Origin of the sequence: Oceanospirillum sediminis, from assembly GCF_014164585.1 — a bacterium.
Classification (GTDB): Bacteria; Pseudomonadota; Gammaproteobacteria; order Pseudomonadales; family Halomonadaceae; genus Oceanospirillum; species Oceanospirillum sediminis.
On the sequence record NZ_JACJFM010000028.1, the window covers coordinates 33,505 to 52,153 of the forward strand.

At 49.2% G+C, this 18,649-nt stretch carries 19 protein-coding genes and 3 tRNA genes; 17 read left to right on the top strand and 5 right to left on the bottom strand.

Annotation, left to right across the window (positions count from 1 at the left end):
* Nucleotides 1-96: 96 nt before the first annotated feature.
* A complete protein-coding gene (locus H4O21_RS17645) occupies nt 97-396 on the bottom strand; it encodes a YciI family protein (RefSeq protein ID WP_182810204.1) in 300 nt (99 codons plus the stop codon).
* Between the two features lie 71 nt (nt 397-467).
* Nucleotides 468-1,016 carry a septation protein A gene (locus H4O21_RS17650; RefSeq protein WP_182810205.1) on the bottom strand — a complete coding sequence of 183 codons (549 nt, stop codon included), beginning with the start codon at nt 1,014-1,016 and terminating at the stop codon, nt 468-470.
* Nucleotides 1,017-1,243: 227 nt separating this feature from the next.
* Here H4O21_RS17650 and H4O21_RS17655 point away from each other — a divergent pair, with 227 nt between their 5' ends.
* The 10 genes from H4O21_RS17655 to nadA all read left to right on the top strand — a co-directional run bounded on the left by H4O21_RS17655 (nt 1,244) and on the right by nadA (nt 7,910).
* A complete protein-coding gene (locus H4O21_RS17655) occupies nt 1,244-2,092 on the top strand; it encodes a PHP domain-containing protein (RefSeq protein ID WP_182810206.1) in 849 nt (282 codons plus the stop codon).
* Between the two features lie 62 nt (nt 2,093-2,154).
* Entirely contained in the window at nt 2,155-2,775 is a 621-nt protein-coding gene (locus H4O21_RS17660; RefSeq protein WP_182810207.1) for an L-threonylcarbamoyladenylate synthase, read from the top strand.
* Between the two features lie 94 nt (nt 2,776-2,869).
* Complete coding sequence (locus tag H4O21_RS17665) at nt 2,870-3,193, top strand: hypothetical protein (RefSeq protein ID WP_182810208.1); 324 nt, start codon at nt 2,870-2,872, stop codon at nt 3,191-3,193.
* Complete coding sequence (locus H4O21_RS17670) at nt 3,190-4,056, top strand: segregation and condensation protein A (RefSeq protein WP_182810209.1); 867 nt, start codon at nt 3,190-3,192, stop codon at nt 4,054-4,056. Before H4O21_RS17665 ends, H4O21_RS17670 begins: the two co-directional genes overlap by 4 nt.
* Nucleotides 4,046-5,062, top strand: a complete 1,017-nt coding sequence (gene scpB, locus H4O21_RS17675; protein ID WP_220495717.1) for an SMC-Scp complex subunit ScpB — start codon at nt 4,046-4,048, stop codon at nt 5,060-5,062. Before H4O21_RS17670 ends, scpB begins: the two co-directional genes overlap by 11 nt.
* Before the next feature lie 63 nt (nt 5,063-5,125).
* Nucleotides 5,126-5,920: a 23S rRNA pseudouridine(2605) synthase RluB gene (gene rluB / locus H4O21_RS17680; RefSeq protein ID WP_182810240.1), complete on the top strand. Its 795-nt coding sequence runs from the start codon at nt 5,126-5,128 to the stop codon at nt 5,918-5,920.
* 140 nt (nt 5,921-6,060) lie between these two features.
* Nucleotides 6,061-6,136: transfer RNA gene (locus H4O21_RS17685), tRNA-Lys, on the top strand.
* A gap of 66 nt (nt 6,137-6,202) precedes the next feature.
* A tRNA-Lys gene (locus H4O21_RS17690) sits at nt 6,203-6,278 on the top strand.
* A gap of 42 nt (nt 6,279-6,320) precedes the next feature.
* A tRNA-Lys gene (locus H4O21_RS17695) sits at nt 6,321-6,396 on the top strand.
* A gap of 473 nt (nt 6,397-6,869) precedes the next feature.
* On the top strand, nt 6,870-7,910 hold the full coding sequence (gene nadA / locus H4O21_RS17700) for a quinolinate synthase NadA (RefSeq protein WP_182810211.1): 1,041 nt from the start codon (nt 6,870-6,872) through the stop codon (nt 7,908-7,910).
* Between the two features lie 169 nt (nt 7,911-8,079).
* On the opposite strand, the gene murU is transcribed toward nadA, so the two are convergent.
* Complete coding sequence (gene murU / locus H4O21_RS17705) at nt 8,080-8,808, bottom strand: N-acetylmuramate alpha-1-phosphate uridylyltransferase MurU (protein WP_182810212.1); 729 nt, start codon at nt 8,806-8,808, stop codon at nt 8,080-8,082.
* The gene (locus H4O21_RS17710; protein WP_182810213.1) at nt 8,808-9,860 is read right to left on the bottom strand and encodes an aminoglycoside phosphotransferase family protein; all 1,053 of its coding nucleotides are present in this window, start codon (nt 9,858-9,860) and stop codon (nt 8,808-8,810) included. Before H4O21_RS17710 ends, murU begins: the two co-directional genes overlap by 1 nt.
* A 193-nt stretch (nt 9,861-10,053) precedes the next feature.
* On the opposite strand from H4O21_RS17710, the gene H4O21_RS17715 reads away from it, so the two are divergent.
* The 6 genes from H4O21_RS17715 to H4O21_RS17740 all read left to right on the top strand — a co-directional run bounded on the left by H4O21_RS17715 (nt 10,054) and on the right by H4O21_RS17740 (nt 17,111).
* Entirely contained in the window at nt 10,054-12,573 is a 2,520-nt protein-coding gene (locus tag H4O21_RS17715) for an LPS-assembly protein LptD (RefSeq protein WP_182810214.1), read from the top strand.
* A gap of 136 nt (nt 12,574-12,709) precedes the next feature.
* Nucleotides 12,710-13,990, top strand: coding sequence for a peptidylprolyl isomerase (locus tag H4O21_RS17720; protein ID WP_182810215.1), 1,281 nt, complete (start codon nt 12,710-12,712; stop codon nt 13,988-13,990).
* Between the two features lies 1 nt (nt 13,991).
* The gene (pdxA, locus tag H4O21_RS17725; protein ID WP_182810216.1) at nt 13,992-15,032 is read left to right on the top strand and encodes a 4-hydroxythreonine-4-phosphate dehydrogenase PdxA; all 1,041 of its coding nucleotides are present in this window, start codon (nt 13,992-13,994) and stop codon (nt 15,030-15,032) included.
* Nucleotides 15,033-15,041: 9 nt separating this feature from the next.
* Nucleotides 15,042-15,854 (top strand): 16S rRNA (adenine(1518)-N(6)/adenine(1519)-N(6))-dimethyltransferase RsmA, encoded by an 813-nt coding sequence (gene rsmA / locus H4O21_RS17730; protein WP_182810217.1) that lies wholly within the window; start codon nt 15,042-15,044, stop codon nt 15,852-15,854.
* Nucleotides 15,847-16,245, top strand: coding sequence for a Co2+/Mg2+ efflux facilitator ApaG/CorD (gene apaG / locus H4O21_RS17735; RefSeq protein WP_255487358.1), 399 nt, complete (start codon nt 15,847-15,849; stop codon nt 16,243-16,245). Before rsmA ends, apaG begins: the two co-directional genes overlap by 8 nt.
* Before the next feature lie 47 nt (nt 16,246-16,292).
* Nucleotides 16,293-17,111 (top strand): symmetrical bis(5'-nucleosyl)-tetraphosphatase, encoded by an 819-nt coding sequence (locus tag H4O21_RS17740; protein WP_182810218.1) that lies wholly within the window; start codon nt 16,293-16,295, stop codon nt 17,109-17,111.
* A gap of 75 nt (nt 17,112-17,186) precedes the next feature.
* On the opposite strand, the gene H4O21_RS17745 is transcribed toward H4O21_RS17740, so the two are convergent.
* On the bottom strand, nt 17,187-17,567 hold the full coding sequence (locus H4O21_RS17745; RefSeq protein ID WP_182810219.1) for a Gfo/Idh/MocA family oxidoreductase: 381 nt from the start codon (nt 17,565-17,567) through the stop codon (nt 17,187-17,189).
* Between the two features lie 475 nt (nt 17,568-18,042).
* Here H4O21_RS17745 and H4O21_RS17750 point away from each other — a divergent pair, with 475 nt between their 5' ends.
* Nucleotides 18,043-18,513, top strand: coding sequence for a protein-disulfide reductase DsbD domain-containing protein (locus H4O21_RS17750; protein ID WP_182810220.1), 471 nt, complete (start codon nt 18,043-18,045; stop codon nt 18,511-18,513).
* The last annotated feature ends 136 nt before the right edge of the window (nt 18,514-18,649 follow it).

Sequence of the window (18,649 nt, forward strand, 5' to 3'; positions counted from 1 at the left end):
ACTCAAGCTGGCGACAGACAGGCAGATTGTCAGGATAGCAGGCAATAAAGTTGCTGCGTGTTTCTATCTGCGCTGTCTGATACCGTCTGTAAGACTTTAAGGCAGTACTTTACGGAAAGGTTTAACGGTGACGCTTTCGTAGACGCCTGCTGCATTATAAGGATCCGCATCGGCCCAGCTCTGAGCAGCTTCCAGTGATTCAAATTCAGCGACAACCAGACTACCGGTGAAGCCTGCTTCACCCGGATCTTCACTATCGATAGCCGGATGGGGGCCTGCCAGGATCAGACGACCTTCATTTTTAAGCTGTGTCAGGCGCTCCAGGTGTGCAGGACGCGCCTGCATACGTTGCTCCAGGGTTCCTTCTTTGTCCTGACAGATAAATGCGTACAGCATAGGGGGCTCCCTTTTTTATAAGTTATTCAGTTTTATAAGTTATTCAGGTGATTTCTGATAGTTGCAGAGCATCAACTCTGCTCTTCTGCATCAGATTTGATATGGCGGGTCAGCCAGACACCCTGAGCAATAATAAAGGCCAGGGTCAGGCCCAGCATGCCGAAGAGTTTAAAGTTAACCCAGGTCTCTTCACTGTAAAATGTAAACACCGCGATATTGATGCCACCCATGATAATAAAGAAAACGGCCCAGTAGGCATTGAGCTTATGCCACAGGGGCTGAGTCAGCTCGATCTGGCCTTCCATCATGCGTTGAATCAGAGGTTTTTTGCCAATCAGATAGCTGCCCAGGAAGGCAGCGGCAAACAACCAGTTCACAACGGTAGGTTTCCACTGGATAAAGGTTTTATCCTGTAACAGTACCGTCGCTCCCCCCATCACAATAATAAGAACCAGGGTAACGACATGCATTTTTTCAATTTTGCGGGTTTTAAACCACACAATCGCAATCTGGATAATCGTTGCCGGAATCAGGATTGCGGTCGCCAGGATCATATCTTTTGTGTAGTGATAGACTGCAAAAAAGATAACGACAGGAAAAAAATCAAGAAGTAATTTCATGGTGTTATAGACACTTGTCTTTCATACTCAGAATATTGGGAGCAATCTTCGCATGACAGGCGCTTTTTTTACAGCCTTGCTGTCTGCAGATTACTGAATTAAGACCATGGATTATGTTTCCGGTTCGTTTCTGTTATCCCAGGGTATAATCTCTCTGTCTGTTCCGGGACAGGCTGGGGTCTGTTCGCGTTATCTGTATAACCAGTATTCTGGTATTAAGGTTCATTATGAATTCATTTTGGGCAGGTTTTGATCTGCACAGCCATTCGACCTGTTCTGATGGCAGGTTATCTCCTGCTGATCTGGTTGCACTGGCCGCTGAACAGGGCGTGCATACTCTGTCTCTGACAGATCACGATACGGTTGAAGGGCTTGATGAAGCCAGGCTTGCGGCAAATCAGCACGATATGACACTGATTTCGGGTGTTGAGTTATCTACGGTGTGGAGTAAATGCAATATCCATATTGTTGGCCTGAATATTGATAAAGATAATGATGTGCTGTGCCAGGGATTGCTGGAGCAACAAAAAGCCCGAAGACGCCGCGCTGAAATGATTGCAGATAAATTATCCGGGTTAGGTGTGGATGATATTCTGGGTAAAGCTCGTCAGATGGCCGATGGTGGCGAGTTGGGCAGACCTCACTTTGCCCAGGTACTGGTTAATGAAGGTGTGGTGGACTCGATGCAGGAGGCTTTCAAAAAGCATCTGGGAGCGGGTAAAAAAGGCGATGTGAAGAATGTGTGGCCTGAAATCGGCAAAGCGGTGCACTGGATCACCTCTGCTGGTGGCATTGCTGTACTGGCGCATCCCCTGCACTACAAAATGACCAATATGAAACGCCGTGCCCTGTTAAAACACTTTAAGGAGGTCGGCGGGCAGGCGATGGAAGTGGTGTCTGGCAGTCAGACACAGGATCAGACTCGATATATGGCACAGCTGGCTGCGGAATATGAGTTGATGGCCAGTGTTGGCAGTGATTTTCATTTTATTACTCAATGGCAATTGCCTGGCCGGTACAGCAGATTGCCTGAGAATATACAGCCTGTATGGCAGAGCTGGCTGCAGGATCAGTGATTCCGGGCCATACTACTGACAGCTGATGGCAGGCTGCAAAAAAGTATTATTAAGGAAAGATTATGAGTCAGTTTTTTCAGATTCACCCGGATAACCCTCAGGAGCGTCTGATTCGTCAGGCGGTTGAGATTATCCGCAAGGGTGGTGTGATTGCGTATCCAACAGACTCAGGTTACGCCCTGGGTTGCCATCTGGGAGATAAAAAGGCGGTAGAAAAAATCAAGCAGATCCGCCGGCTGGATCAGAAGCATAACTTCACTCTGGTGTGCAGTGATCTGTCTGATATCTCGACGTATGCTAAGGTGGATAACAGTATTTACCGTCTGCTGAAGGCACATACACCCGGTGCTTACACTTTTATTCTTGAAGCAACAACCGAAGTGCCAAGATTGTTACTGCATCCTAAACGTCGTTCTATCGGGGTGCGTATTCCTGAGCATAACATTACGCTGGCACTGGTGCGTGAACTGGGTGAACCTTTGATGAGCACGACACTGATTATGCCTGGAGAGGACGACCCTCAGACCGATCCCTATGATATCCGGGACATACTGGAGCATCAGTTGGATCTGGTCATCGATGGTGGAGCCTGCTCTATGGAAGCGACCTCGGTGCTGGACCTGAGAGATCTGCCTCCTGTTGTGGTCCGGGCTGGTAAAGGCGATCTGTCTCCGTTCGAATAAAGCCTCGGAGCCTGAATGCTCCGATTACAGTTGATTTCTATGCACCATTGACTGGTGCCGAGACTGAATCCCCTGGTTTTTATCAGGGGTTTTTTTGATTATCAAGAGGTTAAAAGGTCTGTATCTGAAAGAGGTTTCCCCGAAAGAAAAATTTTACTTTGCAGATGGTTATCCCGTGGTAAAATTCTCTTATTCCCTACGTTATTCAGGAGTACAGACGGCCGTGATGGTTGACTGCCCATATACCTGGTTCTTTATTCTGTTAAATCTGGCTGTTGTACGCTGTCTGATTAAGTGTCACAGGGTTTATCAGAGTCGCTGTATTATCTTTTTGTTACCGGATCTGACAGGTCTGGTTGTTGTTGCCTGTTGTTCTGAGCGTAGCGAACCTCGTTTTCTGTCCGGACAAACCCTATGAGTTCTGTTGCAACGCCTGAACAGTTAGAGTTCTGGGCCCGTGTGGGTGAAGAAACGCTGACTGAACCCCCGCAGGATCTTTATATTCCACCGGAAGCGCTTCGGGTGTTTCTGGAAGCGTTCGAAGGCCCTCTGGATCTGTTGCTATACCTGATTCGAAGACAGAATCTGGATATTCTGAGCATTAATGTCGCTGAGATTACACGCCAGTATATGGAATATGTTGATCTGATGCGCGAATTGCAGATTGAACTGGCGGGTGAATACCTGGTGATGGCTGCTTTGCTGGCAGAAATCAAATCCCGCAGTTTGCTGCCTCGTAACCAGGAAGGGGCTGAAGAGGATGAGGAAGATCCCAGGGCTCAGCTGATACGGCGATTGCAGGAATATGAGCAGTTAAAAGAAGCATCGGAAAAGCTGGATGAATTGCCCAGGCTACATCGGGAAGTGTTTCCTGTTCAGGCCGGTACGCCTGAATTTGAAGCTTATCGGCCGCCGCCGGATGTGGATTTGCAGGAAGTTCTGGTTGCTATGGCAGAAGTGGTTCAGCGCATGGATCGTCAGGCACATCATCACATTGAGATGGAAACGCTGTCGACCCGTGAACGCATGAGTCAGATTCTGGAGCAGTTGCAAGGACCGGATTATTACCCGTTTGAGTGCCTGTTTTCTCCTGAGGAGGGCCGGAGTGGAGTGGTTGTCACATTTCTGGCAACCCTGGAGCTGGTGAAGAGTAAGTTGATTGAGCTGGTGCAACTGGAGCCCTTCAGTCCGATACATGTCCGTTTGAAATCAGTTCAGTCTGTATCACCGGATGATGAGTTTACCGATGAACAAGAGGTTGATAACAACGATGAAAGCTGATCAGCTGAAGCCTGTGGTTGAAGCCCTGTTAATGGTGGCTGATCAGCCTCTGTCGATTGAGCAGCTGGCAGAGTTGTTTGAAGAGTATGAGCGTCCGGCCCGGAGTCTGTTCCGGGAGGTGCTGAATCGTCTGCAGCAGGATTATGACGGGCGAGGAATAGAACTGGTTGAAGTGGCCAGTGGCTGGCGTATACAGGCCCGACCTCAGTATGCCAGTCGTATCTCTCGTTTATGGCAGGAGCGGCCACAGAAATACTCCCGCGCTCTGCTGGAGACTCTGGCACTGATTGCATATCGTCAGCCGGTGACCCGTGGCGATATCGAAGAGATTCGTGGTGTCAGTGTCAGTAGCTCAATTATGAAAACGTTGCTGGAACGGGAGTGGGTTCGTGTTGTCGGGCATCGTGAAGTGCCAGGACGCCCCGCGATGTATGCCACAACCCGGAATTTTCTGGACTATTTTAATCTGCAGGCACTGGATCAGTTGCCGACGCTCAGCGAAATCCGGGATCTGGGAGATCAGATGCAGGCTAAGCAGCAGGAGGAGATTGCTGCAGAAGAAGCGCGCTTGATGGCTGAACAGGAAGAAAAACGTCGTCAGATGATGGCAGAAACGCTGGCGGATGGGGCTGATGTTGGTAAAGCGGTATTAACGGATGACGCCGTAGCGGAAGTCTCTTCTGTGTCCGATGACGAGGCGGCTGGACTGACCGTAGCTGATCTGTTACAGCGGGAGTACGGGCGAGCAGACGCTGAAGAAATAGCAGGCAGCGAAGCAGAACAGAACTCTTCTGCTGAGGAACGACCTGAAAGCTCATTAGCCGATTCAGGTATCAGCCGTGATCAGAGTGTTGACTCGGAAGCTGATACAGAGACGGAACATAATTTGTCATTCTCAGAACTGGCCCAGAGACTGGATCAGCGTCTGAGTGACAGTGAATATGATAAAGATAATCCTCTGGTGTCGGCGCAGGACCTGCCACCGATCCCGGATCCTGACGAATAAACAGGCAAGCTTGTGAAAGAAGTTAAAACTGAAAAATTGCAGAAGGTGCTGGCGCGTAGTGGTATGGGCTCGCGTCGTGAAATGGAACGTCTGATTGAAACCGGAGAAGTAACGATTAACGGAGAAAAAGCGACTCTGGGTGATCGGGTTTCCGTCAGTGATATTGTCAAAGTCCATGGCCGGGTTGTGACGCTGGTGGCCGAGGAAGATGTACCTCGTCGTGTCATTATGTATAACAAGCCGGAAGGTGAACTGTGTACCCGGCATGATCCTCAGGGGCGTCGTACCGTCTTTGACCGGTTGCCTAAACTGAAAGGAGAGCGCTGGATCTCTATTGGCCGTCTGGATATTAATACCAGTGGTCTGCTGCTGTTTACAACCGATGGCGAACTGGCCAACCGCCTGATGCATCCTTCTCAGAAGATTGAGCGTGAGTATGCTGTGCGTGTGATGGGTGAGGTGAAACCCGAGCATGTGAAAGCGATGGTCGAAGGGGTTATGCTGGAAGATGGCATGGCCAACTTTACCGATGTTCAGGAGTTCGGTGGTGAAGGTATCAATACCTGGTTCCATGTGGTGATTATGGAAGGCCGTAACCGTGAGGTGCGTCGTTTGTGGGAGTCTCAGGGGTTAACCGTCAGTCGTCTGAAGCGTGTACGCTACGGTTCTGTGTTCCTGGATAAAAGAGCGCGTGCCGGTGAATGGATTGAACTGACTCAGCAGGAGATTGATCAGTTATCTCAACAGGCCGGGCTGGAGCGTCGTTTTGTTAAGGACTCTCTGGATAAACGCGAGAAAATTGATCGCCAGCGTAAGAAGACCCGTGCTATCCGGAATGTAAATAAACAGTACAGATAGTCATGATTGCAGCAGATATATGACCTGAAAACTATGGTCGCCGGGTCTTTGTCTGCTATTCTGTATTTCAACAGAAAAAAAATTAAAAAAGGGTTGCGAAGAGGGAAAATATCCGTATACTTTGCGCCCACAAGTTGAGCGGGTCGTTAGCTCAGTTGGTAGAGCAGTTGGCTTTTAACCAATTGGTCATAGGTTCGAATCCTATACGACCCACCATTCTCAACCTGTATTTAATGACGAATGTTCAGGCTGTTTGCCAGAGCAGGGTTTGTTTCTGATTATGGGTCGTTAGCTCAGTTGGTAGAGCAGTTGGCTTTTAACCAATTGGTCATAGGTTCGAATCCTATACGACCCACCATTTAATCAGAGCTGCCAGGCAGTTAAACCAGTCATTAGCTGAGGGTCGTTAGCTCAGTTGGTAGAGCAGTTGGCTTTTAACCAATTGGTCATAGGTTCGAATCCTATACGACCCACCATATTATGAAGAAACCCGCACAGTGTGCGGGTTTTTTTTTCTCTGCACTAAACCGGCGCCCCCGGATTTTACTGGTTTAATAACCCGGTTTTCGGTTGAGGTTGTGGATAAGTTGAATTATCCACAGGCGGTTTGTTATTTCTTTCCTGTCAGTTGTCATCTGATAATTGCAATCCTTTAAACCGGATGCCACAAAAATGTGGTAGTATCGCCGGTCAGAATTCTTCTGCCTTCTGATAATGCATGCTGAATAGTGCTGTGGAGCATGAGGGGATGTTCCTGTCAGAGCAGATTATCAATCCTAACACTATCGAGAGCTTCGGACCGGCAGTCTTCGCAGACCCTGGTAGTATTCCCTGCACAGGAAGGCTGAGGCAGCGGCATATACTTCTTTTGGTGATGTCGTAGCGATCTGTGAGATCAGTTGTTCTGCCTTTCAGATGCTCTCTTGCTTGAATGAGTTGAAGTTCGCCCATGAGTACTGCAGATCAGGATCTGGTTCGTGAACATCTGTCCCACCTGGGAGAGACACCTGCCCTTGATACCGAAAAACAGGCTGAATTAAAGCATCGAATTAAAACCTTGCTGAAAGAGCAAAATGCTGTGCTGGTTGCACATTATTACTGTGATCATGAGATCCAGGCTCTGGCAGAAGAAACCGGTGGTTGTGTTGCTGATTCCCTGGAAATGGCTCGTTTTGGTGCCAGTCACCCGGCATCGACTCTGGTTGTAGCCGGAGTGCGCTTTATGGGAGAAACTGCCAAAATTCTGAGTCAGGAAAAGCGTGTCCTGATGCCCACCCTGGAAGCAACCTGTTCCCTGGATATCGGGTGCCCGGTTGACGAATTCAGTGCGTTTTGTGATCAGCATCCTGATCGCACTGTCGTGGTATACGCAAACACTTCTGCAGCCGTTAAGGCTCGCGCTGACTGGGTTGTAACCTCCAGTATTGCGCTACAGGTGGTTGAGCATCTGAAAGATAAAGGTGAAAAGCTGATCTGGGCTCCGGACAAGCACCTGGGTGGGTATATCGAGAAGCAGACTGGTGCCGACATGATTATGTGGGACAGCGCCTGTATCGTACATGAAGAGTTTAAAGCCAAGGGTATACTGGATCTGAAAAAGATTTATCCGGATGCCGCTGTTCTGGTGCATCCTGAATCTCCGGCGTCTGTTGTTGAGCTGGCCGATGTGGCGGGTTCAACCTCGCAGCTGATTAAAGCGGCTCAGGATATGGATAATGATACCTTTATTGTGGCGACTGATCGCGGCATCTTCTACAAGATGCAGCAGCTTTGCCCGGAAAAACGTTTCCTTGAAGCCCCGACGGCTGGTAATGGTGCGACATGCCGTAGCTGTGCACACTGTCCGTGGATGGCGATGAATGCACTGGACTCCATTATTCATGTGCTGGAGACAGGTGATCAGGAAGTGTTTGTTGACCAGGAGCTGGGCGAGAAAGCCATGCTGCCACTGACCCGTATGCTGGAATTTGGTCAGCAGATGAAAAAATAAACCTCTGAACTGAATCGATGGGCAGGTTGTTAACCTCCGTCCTGTTTCCTATCTCCGATAGCCCTGTTTACAGGGTAAAAAAGACCGCTTGAACGGTCTTTTTTTATGGCTGTGAATCAGTATTGCAGTGTAAATACTCATAGCAGGTTATTGCCGTAAGTATCGGGTTTCAGCCTGCAGCAGGGTTCTGCTCCAGATAATCTGATAATTGCTGCAGACGCTCAGGTGTACCCACGTCCAGCCAGTAACCCTGATAGTACTCCCCGGAGACCTGTCCCTGATCGGTTGCTGCCCGGAGTAAGGGGCCCAGAGCAATCGGCGGGGGCTGATTCATAGGAATCAGAGCAGGGTGAATCAGACTGATGCCACTGAAGGTATAGCAACGATTATCCTGTCGGGTGCTGATTTTATTCTGTACCTGTGAAATCTCTTCGGTTGGCTCGGATAACCTGAAATCGCCATCCGGGTTATGGGGAGGGTTATCTGTCAGTACCAGGTGGGCCAGCAATAAACCCTGTGATAAAGCCGCTGCAGCTGTTTTCAGCTGTTCCAGGTCATAATCACACCAGATATCACCGTTAACCAGCAGAATCACTTCCTGATCCGATAGCAATCCTTGCTTCAGAGCCTGCTGCAACCCACCGGCGGTTTCCAGTGGCTCAGGCTCATAAGATAGTGCGATATCAACTGGCCAGTGGTTTTGTGCAATATAGTCCTCAATCTGCTCTGCCAGGTAGCTGGTGTTAACCACTATCCGGTTGACCCCGGCTTTAATCAGGCGCTCCAGCTGATGAGCCAGCAGGGGTTTTCCTGCTGCGTTGAGCATGGGTTTCGGAGTATGGTCAGTCAAAGGGCGCATGCGAGTCCCCAGCCCTGCAGCCAGAATCATTGCCTGCATCAGAATGTAGCCCCGCTGGCAGGTGATAAAATCTCTGGCAGTTGCCGGTGTTTTTCTTCCATCAGAGGCTGGATCTTGTTTTCCAGCCACAGACGGAAAGTATTCAGCTCATCATAACCCTGACAGTCACTCAGCAAGTGGCTGAAGGTTCGTGGAATATCTGGCAGGTAGCCTGATTTCTGATCCCTTAACCAGAGGCGGACAAAAATACCCACCACTTTGATGTGACGCTGCGCCCCAATCAGGTCAAAGTCCCGGTTAAACTGCGCCTGTTGATAGTTTTCCGGGCACAGACCATTCTGGTTCATCTGTTGCCAGAATTCATCTCGCCACAGGTGTTCCTGCTCCCGAGGCCACTGAATATAGGCGTCACGCAGCAGGGATAATAAATCGTAGGTAATCGGGCCTTTGACCGCATCCTGAAAATCAATAATACCCAGCGCAGGAGACCCTGACGTTTTCTGCAGCATCAGGTTGCGTGAGTGATAGTCGCGGTGCACGGTGACTGCCGGTTGTTGCAGGGCTTCCCGGGTCAGTAGCTGAAAGACCTCATCCAGCATAGTATGTTCTTGCTGACTCAGGGTGATGCCCAGCCAGCGAGAGCAGAACCACTCCCGGAACAGTTCCAGCTCCTGCATCAATAAGGCCGTATTGTATTGAGGCAATGTTGAGGAATCGGTTTGCTGAATTTGTAGTAATTCATGAATGGCCTGTCTGTACAGCGGGCCAGCGACCTGCTTTCCCTTATTCAGCAGAGGCAGCAGTTGCCTGTCGCCAAAATCTTCCAGCAACAGAAAACCTTGTTCCAGATCTTCTGCCAGCACTTCAGGAACGGGTATTCCACTGTGGAACCATTGTCTGGCGATAGTGACAAAAGGCGTGCAGTCTTCCTGAGGTGGTGGAGCATCCATCACAATACGGGCGCCCTGTTCTGTTTGCAGGCGATAGTAGCGACGAAAGCTGGCATCTCCTGCGACGGAGGTTAGTTCAGGATGGGGCAGGCCAGTTTCCTGTGTCAGCCACTGGCAAAGCTGCTGATAGCGCGGTTCCATAGATACTCCTGTGTCATTGGCGGCTATTATCGCAGAGTCTATGGAGACTGCCCAGGTTGTATGAGCAGGTATTGAGATAAATACCTGCTTTTACAGACGTGGTAGCAGTGAACCGCTATAATGGCCCGCTGCTTATCCGGAATCTGCCGGTCAAACCGTTCTGACTGAATACAGTGATAAAAAAGGATGTCCCTTGAAACCGTCTGTTAAGCCTGATTTTCCTCTGAACCAGTCTGCTCTGGCAGTGCGCAGTGCTATATATCGCCCATCTTCATTATCGGGCTCAGTACTGTCGTTATTGTCCTGTTTTCTGGTGTCTGTACCTGTTCTGGCTGAATCTGACCATGTTGGCGCTGAGCTGGGCTGGCAGCCGTTCAGCAGCCTGACAAAAGAGCAGAAGCTGAGCCTGGATAGAACAAAGCGCAGGACAGTGGTCAGTCAATCCAGCTGCCAGGGATTTTATCTGCATGAAGCGTTTCAGCCTCCGGTATATGCCGGCACCACGGAAATCACTGCAGACCAGGCAGAATATCAGACCGATGGCGGTGTCAGTCTGAATGGTAATGTGACGGCCCGTTCTGTTGATATGCAGGTGCAGGCTGATCAGGCCAGTATGACAGAAGACCGTTCTCTGATGCGGGCAACGGGCCAGGTCAGGGTATTGCAGCAAAATGGTTTGTTACTGGGCGATAAAGGGGAGTTCTATCCCGACGATAAGCGCATGGAAATCAGTAATGCTCAGTATCTGTTGTATCAGAATGAATTCAGAGGGAAGGCAGACCGGATTCGCATGGTCCGGGATGGCGTTATTGAAGTCACGGATGGATCTTATACTTCTTGTCCGCCCAATGATAACAGCTGGCAGATTATCAGCAGTGATATTGAACTGGATAAAGACAGTGGCTTTGGTACTGCAAAACACGCCCGTCTTGAGTTATCTGATGTTCCGGTATTTTACTGGCCTTATTTAAAATTTCCGATTGATGATCGCAGGCATACGGGATTGCTCTGGCCTGAGCTGTCGCTGGATAACAAAGGTCTGGAAGAATACAAACAACCGATCTATCTGAATCTGGCGTCTAACTATGATGCTACTCTGGCCCCGCACTGGTTCCGGGACAGGGGCGTGCTGATGAATACCGAATTTCGCTATCTGTTGTCTGAAAAACATAAGGGGCATATACAGTATAGTTTCCTGAACAGAGACTCAGAATTTAACAACGAAGATCGTGATCTGTTTGCAGCCCAGGCCCAGGGCTATATTGCTCAGGGCTGGAGCTATTACCTGGATTATGGCAAAGCTTCGGACGATTACTATTTCCGTTCTTTTGAATCCGGTTTTGATAATGCCAATACTGAGAAGCTGGATCAGTTATTTGAAACTCGCTATTACCACGGAGCCTGGTCTTTCAGGGCGGCGTTACAGGGTTTCCAGGAGCTGAACCCGGCATTAACAGATGCTCAGCGGGAGTATTATAAACTACCTGAACTGGAAGCAAATTACCGTGCGGGCATGCGGCCCGGACGTGGTTCAGGTCTGAGCTGGGGCAGTAATAATCAGACGGTGACGTTCCGTCGTAATATTGATGATGGTAGTGGTTCTCGTGGTCGTGTGGCCGATGATGGTACGGTGATCTGGGGCAGTGAACTGGAAACTCAGCGAACGTATCTGGAGCCATATATCGGTTTCCGTCAGGAATCCGTATCCGGTTTCTGGTCTATTAATGCCCGAGCGGGTTTGTCTGCCTACAAACTGAGCAACCAGCCTCAGGGGATTGACAGCTCACAACAGCGAGTTATTCCGGTAGTGACCGCTGATAGCGGACTGATTTTTGACCGGACAATGACAGCCTTTGGACAGAGTTACACACAGACCCTGGAGCCTCGTTTATTCTGGACCTGGTCGCCAAAAGAAGAGCAGACCGATATTCCTCTGTTTGATACCGATGAGTACCGCTTTGACAGTCATCAGTTGTTCCGTGATACCCGATTTACCGGTAATGACCGACAGGGTGATCTGCATAAGATCAGCCTGGGGCTGACCAGCCGTTTTATTGATGATGAATCCGGACGTGAAAAGCTGTCCTTTATGATCGGGCAGGCGTTCTACCCGGAAGACAGAAGTGTTACCACCAGCAGTGATCCGAACGAAGTGCTGGATTATCAGCATACCCGAAGTGTATCTCCTCTGGTGACTGAAGCCCGTTATTCCCCCTTTGACTGGTTGACGATGAGTACCAGTTATCTGATGAATACGGATCGATCAAATTTCCGCACTGAACGTCGTGAAGAACGCTTTTCCATACGGCATGCATCTGGCATATCATTCCAGCTGAGACACAGTAAACATTACACAGACTGTGATATCAGCGGAACCTGCGGTGCTGGAGATGATCGTTATGAAGAAACGGCTGACCTGGGATTTGCAGCACCGCTGAATGACCAGTGGCGTATGTTTATTATCGGACGCCGGGATATGGAAGCCGGGCGTTACATGGAGCGTATTGCAGGACTGGAGTATGAAAGTTGCTGTTGGATGTTGCGTATTGCGAACCATGAGTATTATTCAGGGGATGATTTCGACAATCCGAATGCTCAGGAAGAAAAGTTTCTGATTCAACTGGTACTGAAAGGATTCGGTGCTGTAGGACAGGGTGCCGCTTATCAAAGAGCGCAGGAATTTATACCGGGTTACACCTCTCAGACATGGTAATGTCAGTACAGCAGATATTACCATGTCAGGATGGCAGACATAGTGATGTCCGAGTAGCAGACATAGTGATGTCTGCAGGCAGACAGTTAATCAAATCGGTTATTTCAGATAAAGATAAACAGTAAAAGCGAAAATTATGAAAAGAGTTGCGCAAGCATGCCTTGTAATGGGGCTGACACTGGGATCTGTGTTTCCGGTCCATGCGGCTCGTGAAGCCCTGGATAAGGTGGTCGCGGTCGTTAATAAAGAAGCTCTGATGCAGACTGAACTGGATACCCGCATGGATTCTGTATATCAGAATCTGCGTCAGAGAAATATTACTCCACCTCCCAGAGAGCAGTTACGCCAGCAGGTACTGGACCGCCTGATTCTGGATACGGTACAGATTCAGCAAGCTAACCTGTCGGGAATCAAAGTGGATGAGCAACAGTTAGCCTCTGCTATCGCCAGCGTAGCCCGGCAGAATAAAATGACTACAGCTCAGTTCCGTCGTTTGCTGGAGCGTCAGGGGCTGCCTTTCAGTGTAGTTCAGGAGCAGATTGGCCGTGAATTATTAATTAATGAACTGCGTCAGCGCCGTGTAGGGCAGCGTATTCATATCTCGGATCAGGAAGTTGATATTTTTCTGAGTCAGCAGAAAAGTGAGCTGAACTCAACAGATTATCATCTGCAGCAAATTACTCTGAATCTGCCGGACAAGGCAACGCCTCAGCAGGTTGCTGAGGTAGAAAGTAAAGCCCGGAAAGCGTATCAGCAGCTGATTGATGGAGAGGACTTTGCTCAGCTGGCTATCCGTATCTCTGATGATGACTTTGCTCTGGAAGGTGGTGATTCCGGCTGGCGCAGGGGCTCTGAACTGCCGGTACTGATTGCTGACCAGGCGCTGGTGCTGGATATTAATGAGCTGACTCAGCCTCTGCGCAGTCCGACTGGTTTTCATATTGTGAAGCTGCTGGAAAAACGAGGTGGCTTGTCTAAGCTGATTACCGAAACTCAGGCTCGCCATATCCTGATCTCGCCAACGGCTCTGCGTACGGAAGCTGAGGCTCGTAAACTGATTAGCAGCCTGCGTGAGCGTGTTAAAAACGGTGAGGATTTTGCTGAACTGGCCAGTAACTATTCTGATGATAAAGGCTCGGCTGGTGATGGCGGTAGTCTGGGGTGGGCGGGCCCTGGAAAGTTTGTACCTGAATTTGAAACTGCGATGAATAATACTCCTGTAGATGGTATCAGCCCGGTTTTCCGCAGTCCTTTTGGTTTTCATATTATTCAGGTTAATGGACGACGTAGCCAGGATATTGGTCGGCAGGTGTTACTGGATCAGGCTCGTCAGCAATTGTATAAGCGAAAATTCGATACTGAACTGGAAAACTGGCTGCGAGAAATTCGTTCTGCAGCTTATGTAGAGATTCGATGATATGACGCTTTCCCTGGTCATAACTGCCGGTGAGCCGGCTGGTATAGGTCCTGATGTGATTCTGCAGCTGGCATCAGACTGGCATCAGGCCGAGGCAAAGCTGGCCTGGTCTGGTGCTGATATTCAGCAGATGCGATTAACTGTGCTGGCTGATCCGGCATTGATGCAGCGTCGTGCCTCACAACTGGGGCTGACCGTTGATATCGTGACTCTGGCCGATCACGAAAGTCCTCCGGTGATGCGACCCGGTAAGTTGTATGTCCACCCGGTTAGCCTGTATGAGCAGGAAACACCCGGCCAGCTCAGCCCGGCGAATGCCGGCTATGTTCTGAAAACACTGGAAATTGCAACGGACGGTTGTCTGAGTGGGCTGTGGCAGGCAATGGTGACCGCACCGGTTCATAAAGGTGTTATCAATGAAGCGGGTGTGGCTTTTTCCGGACACACTGAGTTTCTGCAGCATAGGACAGCATCTGAACAGGTCGTAATGATGCTGGCAACAGAAGGCCTGAGGGTTGCTCTGGTTACGACTCATCTGCCATTAAGGGCTGTTGCGGACGCGATTACCGGTGAACGGATTCAGCAGATTGGTCGTATTCTCTATTCTTCACTGCAACAGGATTTTGCGGTTGAACATCCCCGGATTCTGGTGTGTGGTCTGAACCCTCATGCAGGAGAGGATGGTCATCTGGGACGGGAAGAGATCGAGGTGATCAACCCGGCGTTACAGACGCTGTCGGAGCAGGGGATGCCTATGACAGGCCCTTTGCCAGCAGATACGTTGTTTGCTCAGCATCATCTGCAGCACTGTGATGCAGCTCTGGCAATGTACCATGATCAGGGTTTGCCAGTGCTGAAACATGCCGGTTTTGGCAAGGCTGCGAATATTACTCTGGGGATGCCGATTGTCCGTACATCGGTTGATCATGGCACCGCTCTGGATCTGGCCGGAACGGGGCAGGCTGATGATGGCAGTCTGTGGACTGCGCTGGGCTATGCTGCGCTGATGGCTGCAGCTCGCCAGACTAACGCTAATTCTTGAGGACTATCAATGGCTAAAAAGCCTCAGCAACACCGTGCCCGTAAGCGCTTCGGGCAAAACTTCCTTCAGGATGAAGGCATTATTCGTCGTATTGTTCGTAGTATTTCACCCAGAGAAAAACAGCATCTGGTAGAAATTGGTCCGGGGATGGGCGCGTTGACAGAAATTATTCTGGAATCCGCAGATCGTCTGGATGTCATTGAGCTGGACCGGGATCTGATTCCAGGGCTGAAGGTCAAATTCTTCAATCATCCTGGATTTAATATCCATCAGGCTGATGCGCTGAAATTTAACTTTGCAGAACTGATGGATGATGATCAGCCGTTACGTGTGGTTGGCAACCTGCCATATAATATTTCCACTCCGCTGATTTTTCATCTGCTGGATCATAAAGGTGTGATCCAGGATATGCATTTTATGCTGCAAAAAGAAGTCGTTGAACGTCTGGCTGCTGCTCCCGGAACCAATGACTGGGGGCGTCTGGGGATTATGACTCAATACTTATGTGACGTTGAAGCCCTGTTCCTGGTGCCACCGGAAGCTTTCGATCCTATGCCAAAGGTCGATTCAGCTATTGTCCGTCTGACACCTCATAAAGAACTGCCTCATCCGGCGAAGTCTGTGGAGTGTCTGGATCTTCTGGTGAGAACCGCATTTACTCAACGTCGTAAGACTTTGCGTAATAATCTGAAAACACTGTTAACAGCAGATGAGATAGAATCTCTGAATATCGATCCGGGTTGTCGCCCGGAAACTCTTTCATTACAGAAGGTTGTTGAGCTGAGTGACCTTCTGGCCGATAAGCGGAATCGTCATGACTGACCAGAATATGCCTGCCAGCAGTGATCTGGTCGATATTCATGTTAAACCTGCTTTCGTGCGGGAAGATTCTGAGCCGGAGGAGCATCACTTCGTGTTCAGCTATACGGTGACTATCACTAACCGTAATCATAATAATATTCGTCTTTTGAATCGGGCATGGGTTATTACTGATGGCAACGGTAAAGTGAGTGAGGTTCAGGGTAAAGGCGTTGTAGGGGAGCAACCCGTTATTGCTCCCGGTGACTCTTACAGCTACACCTCGGGTTGTGTGTTTACCACTCCTGTTGGTTTTATGCAGGGGCATTACGAAATGCAGGATATCGAAATGGATGTAGCGCTTAATGTGCCCATTCCGGTATTTCGTATGGCGCGGGATGATATTCTGCATTGATCTGCTTTTACATGTTTCTGGTAGTCTGAATAAGGATAATCGCTGGCGTGAATGCATATGCTGTAGGAGATCTTCAGGGCTGTTTTTCTGAGCTGGAAGCGTTACTGGATAAGGTAGGGTTTGATCCTAATCAGGATCAGCTCTGGCTGGCCGGTGATCTGGTTAATCGGGGACCTCAGTCGCTGGAGGTACTTCGTTTTGCCAGCGCTCTGGGAGATCGGGTTAAAGCGGTACTGGGTAATCATGATCTTCATTTGCTGGCGGTTGCATTCGGTGGTGCCAGAGTAAAGCGTAAAGATACTCTGAATGGGATACTGAAGGCGCCTGACAGGGATGAACTGCTTGACTGGCTGAGACACAGACCCCTGTGTCATTACGATGAATCTCTGGGGTATGTTATGACTCATGCCGGTATTCCACCGGTCTGGAACCTGAATGATACGCTGAACCATGCTGCGGAAGTGGAACAGGCACTCCGCAGTCGCCAGTGTTGCGAGTACTTTGAGGCGATGTATGGCAACTATCCTGATTGCTGGCACCGGGGGCTTTCAGGTATGGATCGTTTGAGAGCGATTACTAACTATCTGACACGTATGCGCTTCTGTACACCGGATTCGCAATTGGAATTTGACAGTAAAGAAGGTCTGGAGCAGTGCCCTGAAGGCTTTGCACCCTGGTTCAGTTATACTCGCCAGGATACGACTCCAGTAATTTTCGGGCACTGGGCTGCTCTGGAGGGCCAGGTTGATCAGAAAGGGATTCATGCACTGGACACAGGATGTGTATGGGGTGGACGTCTGACAGCGATGAATCTTAAAACCGGGGAGCTGACCTCTGTAAATAGTCAGCAGCACCGGCAGTTCTGACCCTTGGGATGGTATAACCGTTTTAAACAGGCAGCGTCCGTACGCTGCCTTTCGGGATTGACAGAACTTTACTGTCTAGTAAAAGTCATCACTGGCCTTGGTTGCCACCATTTCACCGTTGAACAGCGACAGTAACAGAGCAGAGATGCGTTCATGCATGATAATAGTGTGATAGTTTCCACTTTGCTGCATATGTTGCCTCAGAGCATCGCGCACAGACTTGACGCCGGTGACGTCGATAATAATATCGATCTCATCGCTTTTTTGTAGCAGGTCAAACATATCAGATGTTACATGAACCTGGTGCTCTCTGGCTAACAGTATACCCGGAGCGTGGCGGTTAGTATCAGCAACACCAATAATATTGACGAACTCTGCTTCAAAAAGGCGCTCTAATAGCTCCAGACCGGCATGCCCTGCACCGATAACGGCAATATTGAAGTGATCCGTTTGCATAGTCAGTATCCTTTATCTTTTCTTCCTTTAGCGTCAGCACTGTCTGATCCATCATTTCTACGATCATCATACCCTGAGGGTAAATGCCCCGGAACTGCAGTATCGGGGAACAGGATCAGAAGCTGGCCTGACAGATTGGCAAAAAATACATCATTTGCAAAGAGACAGGAGGCAAATCCCGGTATTAAGCACCAGTTTTTTGCTATAAATCAGTAAACCGCTACAACAGACAGGATTCTGTGTGACAAACCGTATCTGTGAGTCATTGATAGTGACACAGGTTTTTCGTTTATGGTCCGTGCCATAAACAATGAGAAAGCAACTCGGATTAGCCTGCTGTCTCCAGAGTTGCAATGATCAACCTGTGAACAAAAGGGGCATAGGCGTGGTCAGTAAACTGTCATGATGAAACTGCTGCGGTGTATGGTGCGTATATCATGGCCAGCGTGTTATTTCTTTACAGGACTCAATCAATATGACAAATGTGATCCGTTTTACCCTGACTGCCGCACTCACTTTTTTCTCTTTGCAGGCCTGGAGTGGTTTTTTTGATTCATCGCCGTCAGGTGTCAGTGCATCGAAGAGTCGCTTTATGCCGGTTGAAGAGGCTTTCAGGCTGGATGCTGACCTTACAGGGGAACGGGTAAATCTGACCTGGGAGATAGAACCGGGGCATTATCTGTATCGTTCCCGTTTCAGTGTGCGGATACTGGAACCGGAAAATACAGTCATAGGAGAGTTACTGACCCCTGATGGCATACAAACGATGGATGAGTTCAGAGGTGAAGTCGAAATTTATCGGAACAGAGTTGATATTGCTGTTCCTCTGAAGCTCTCGGAGGCTGAATTGCATCAGGGTGTTGTACTGGAGGTGCAATTTCAGGGGTGTGCTGACGCTGGCCTTTGCTATCCGCCGCATCGACAGTTATTGAGTCTGGTGCCATAAAAATATGGCAGTAGACAATGGCTTTCTGATGAAATATAAAAAGCACAATAAATCCGCTAAAATCCAGCTAAAAAACGATAACATTCAAAAACTGGACAACTTCTTTCATTTTCGGCAAACTAAAGCTCGCTGAATC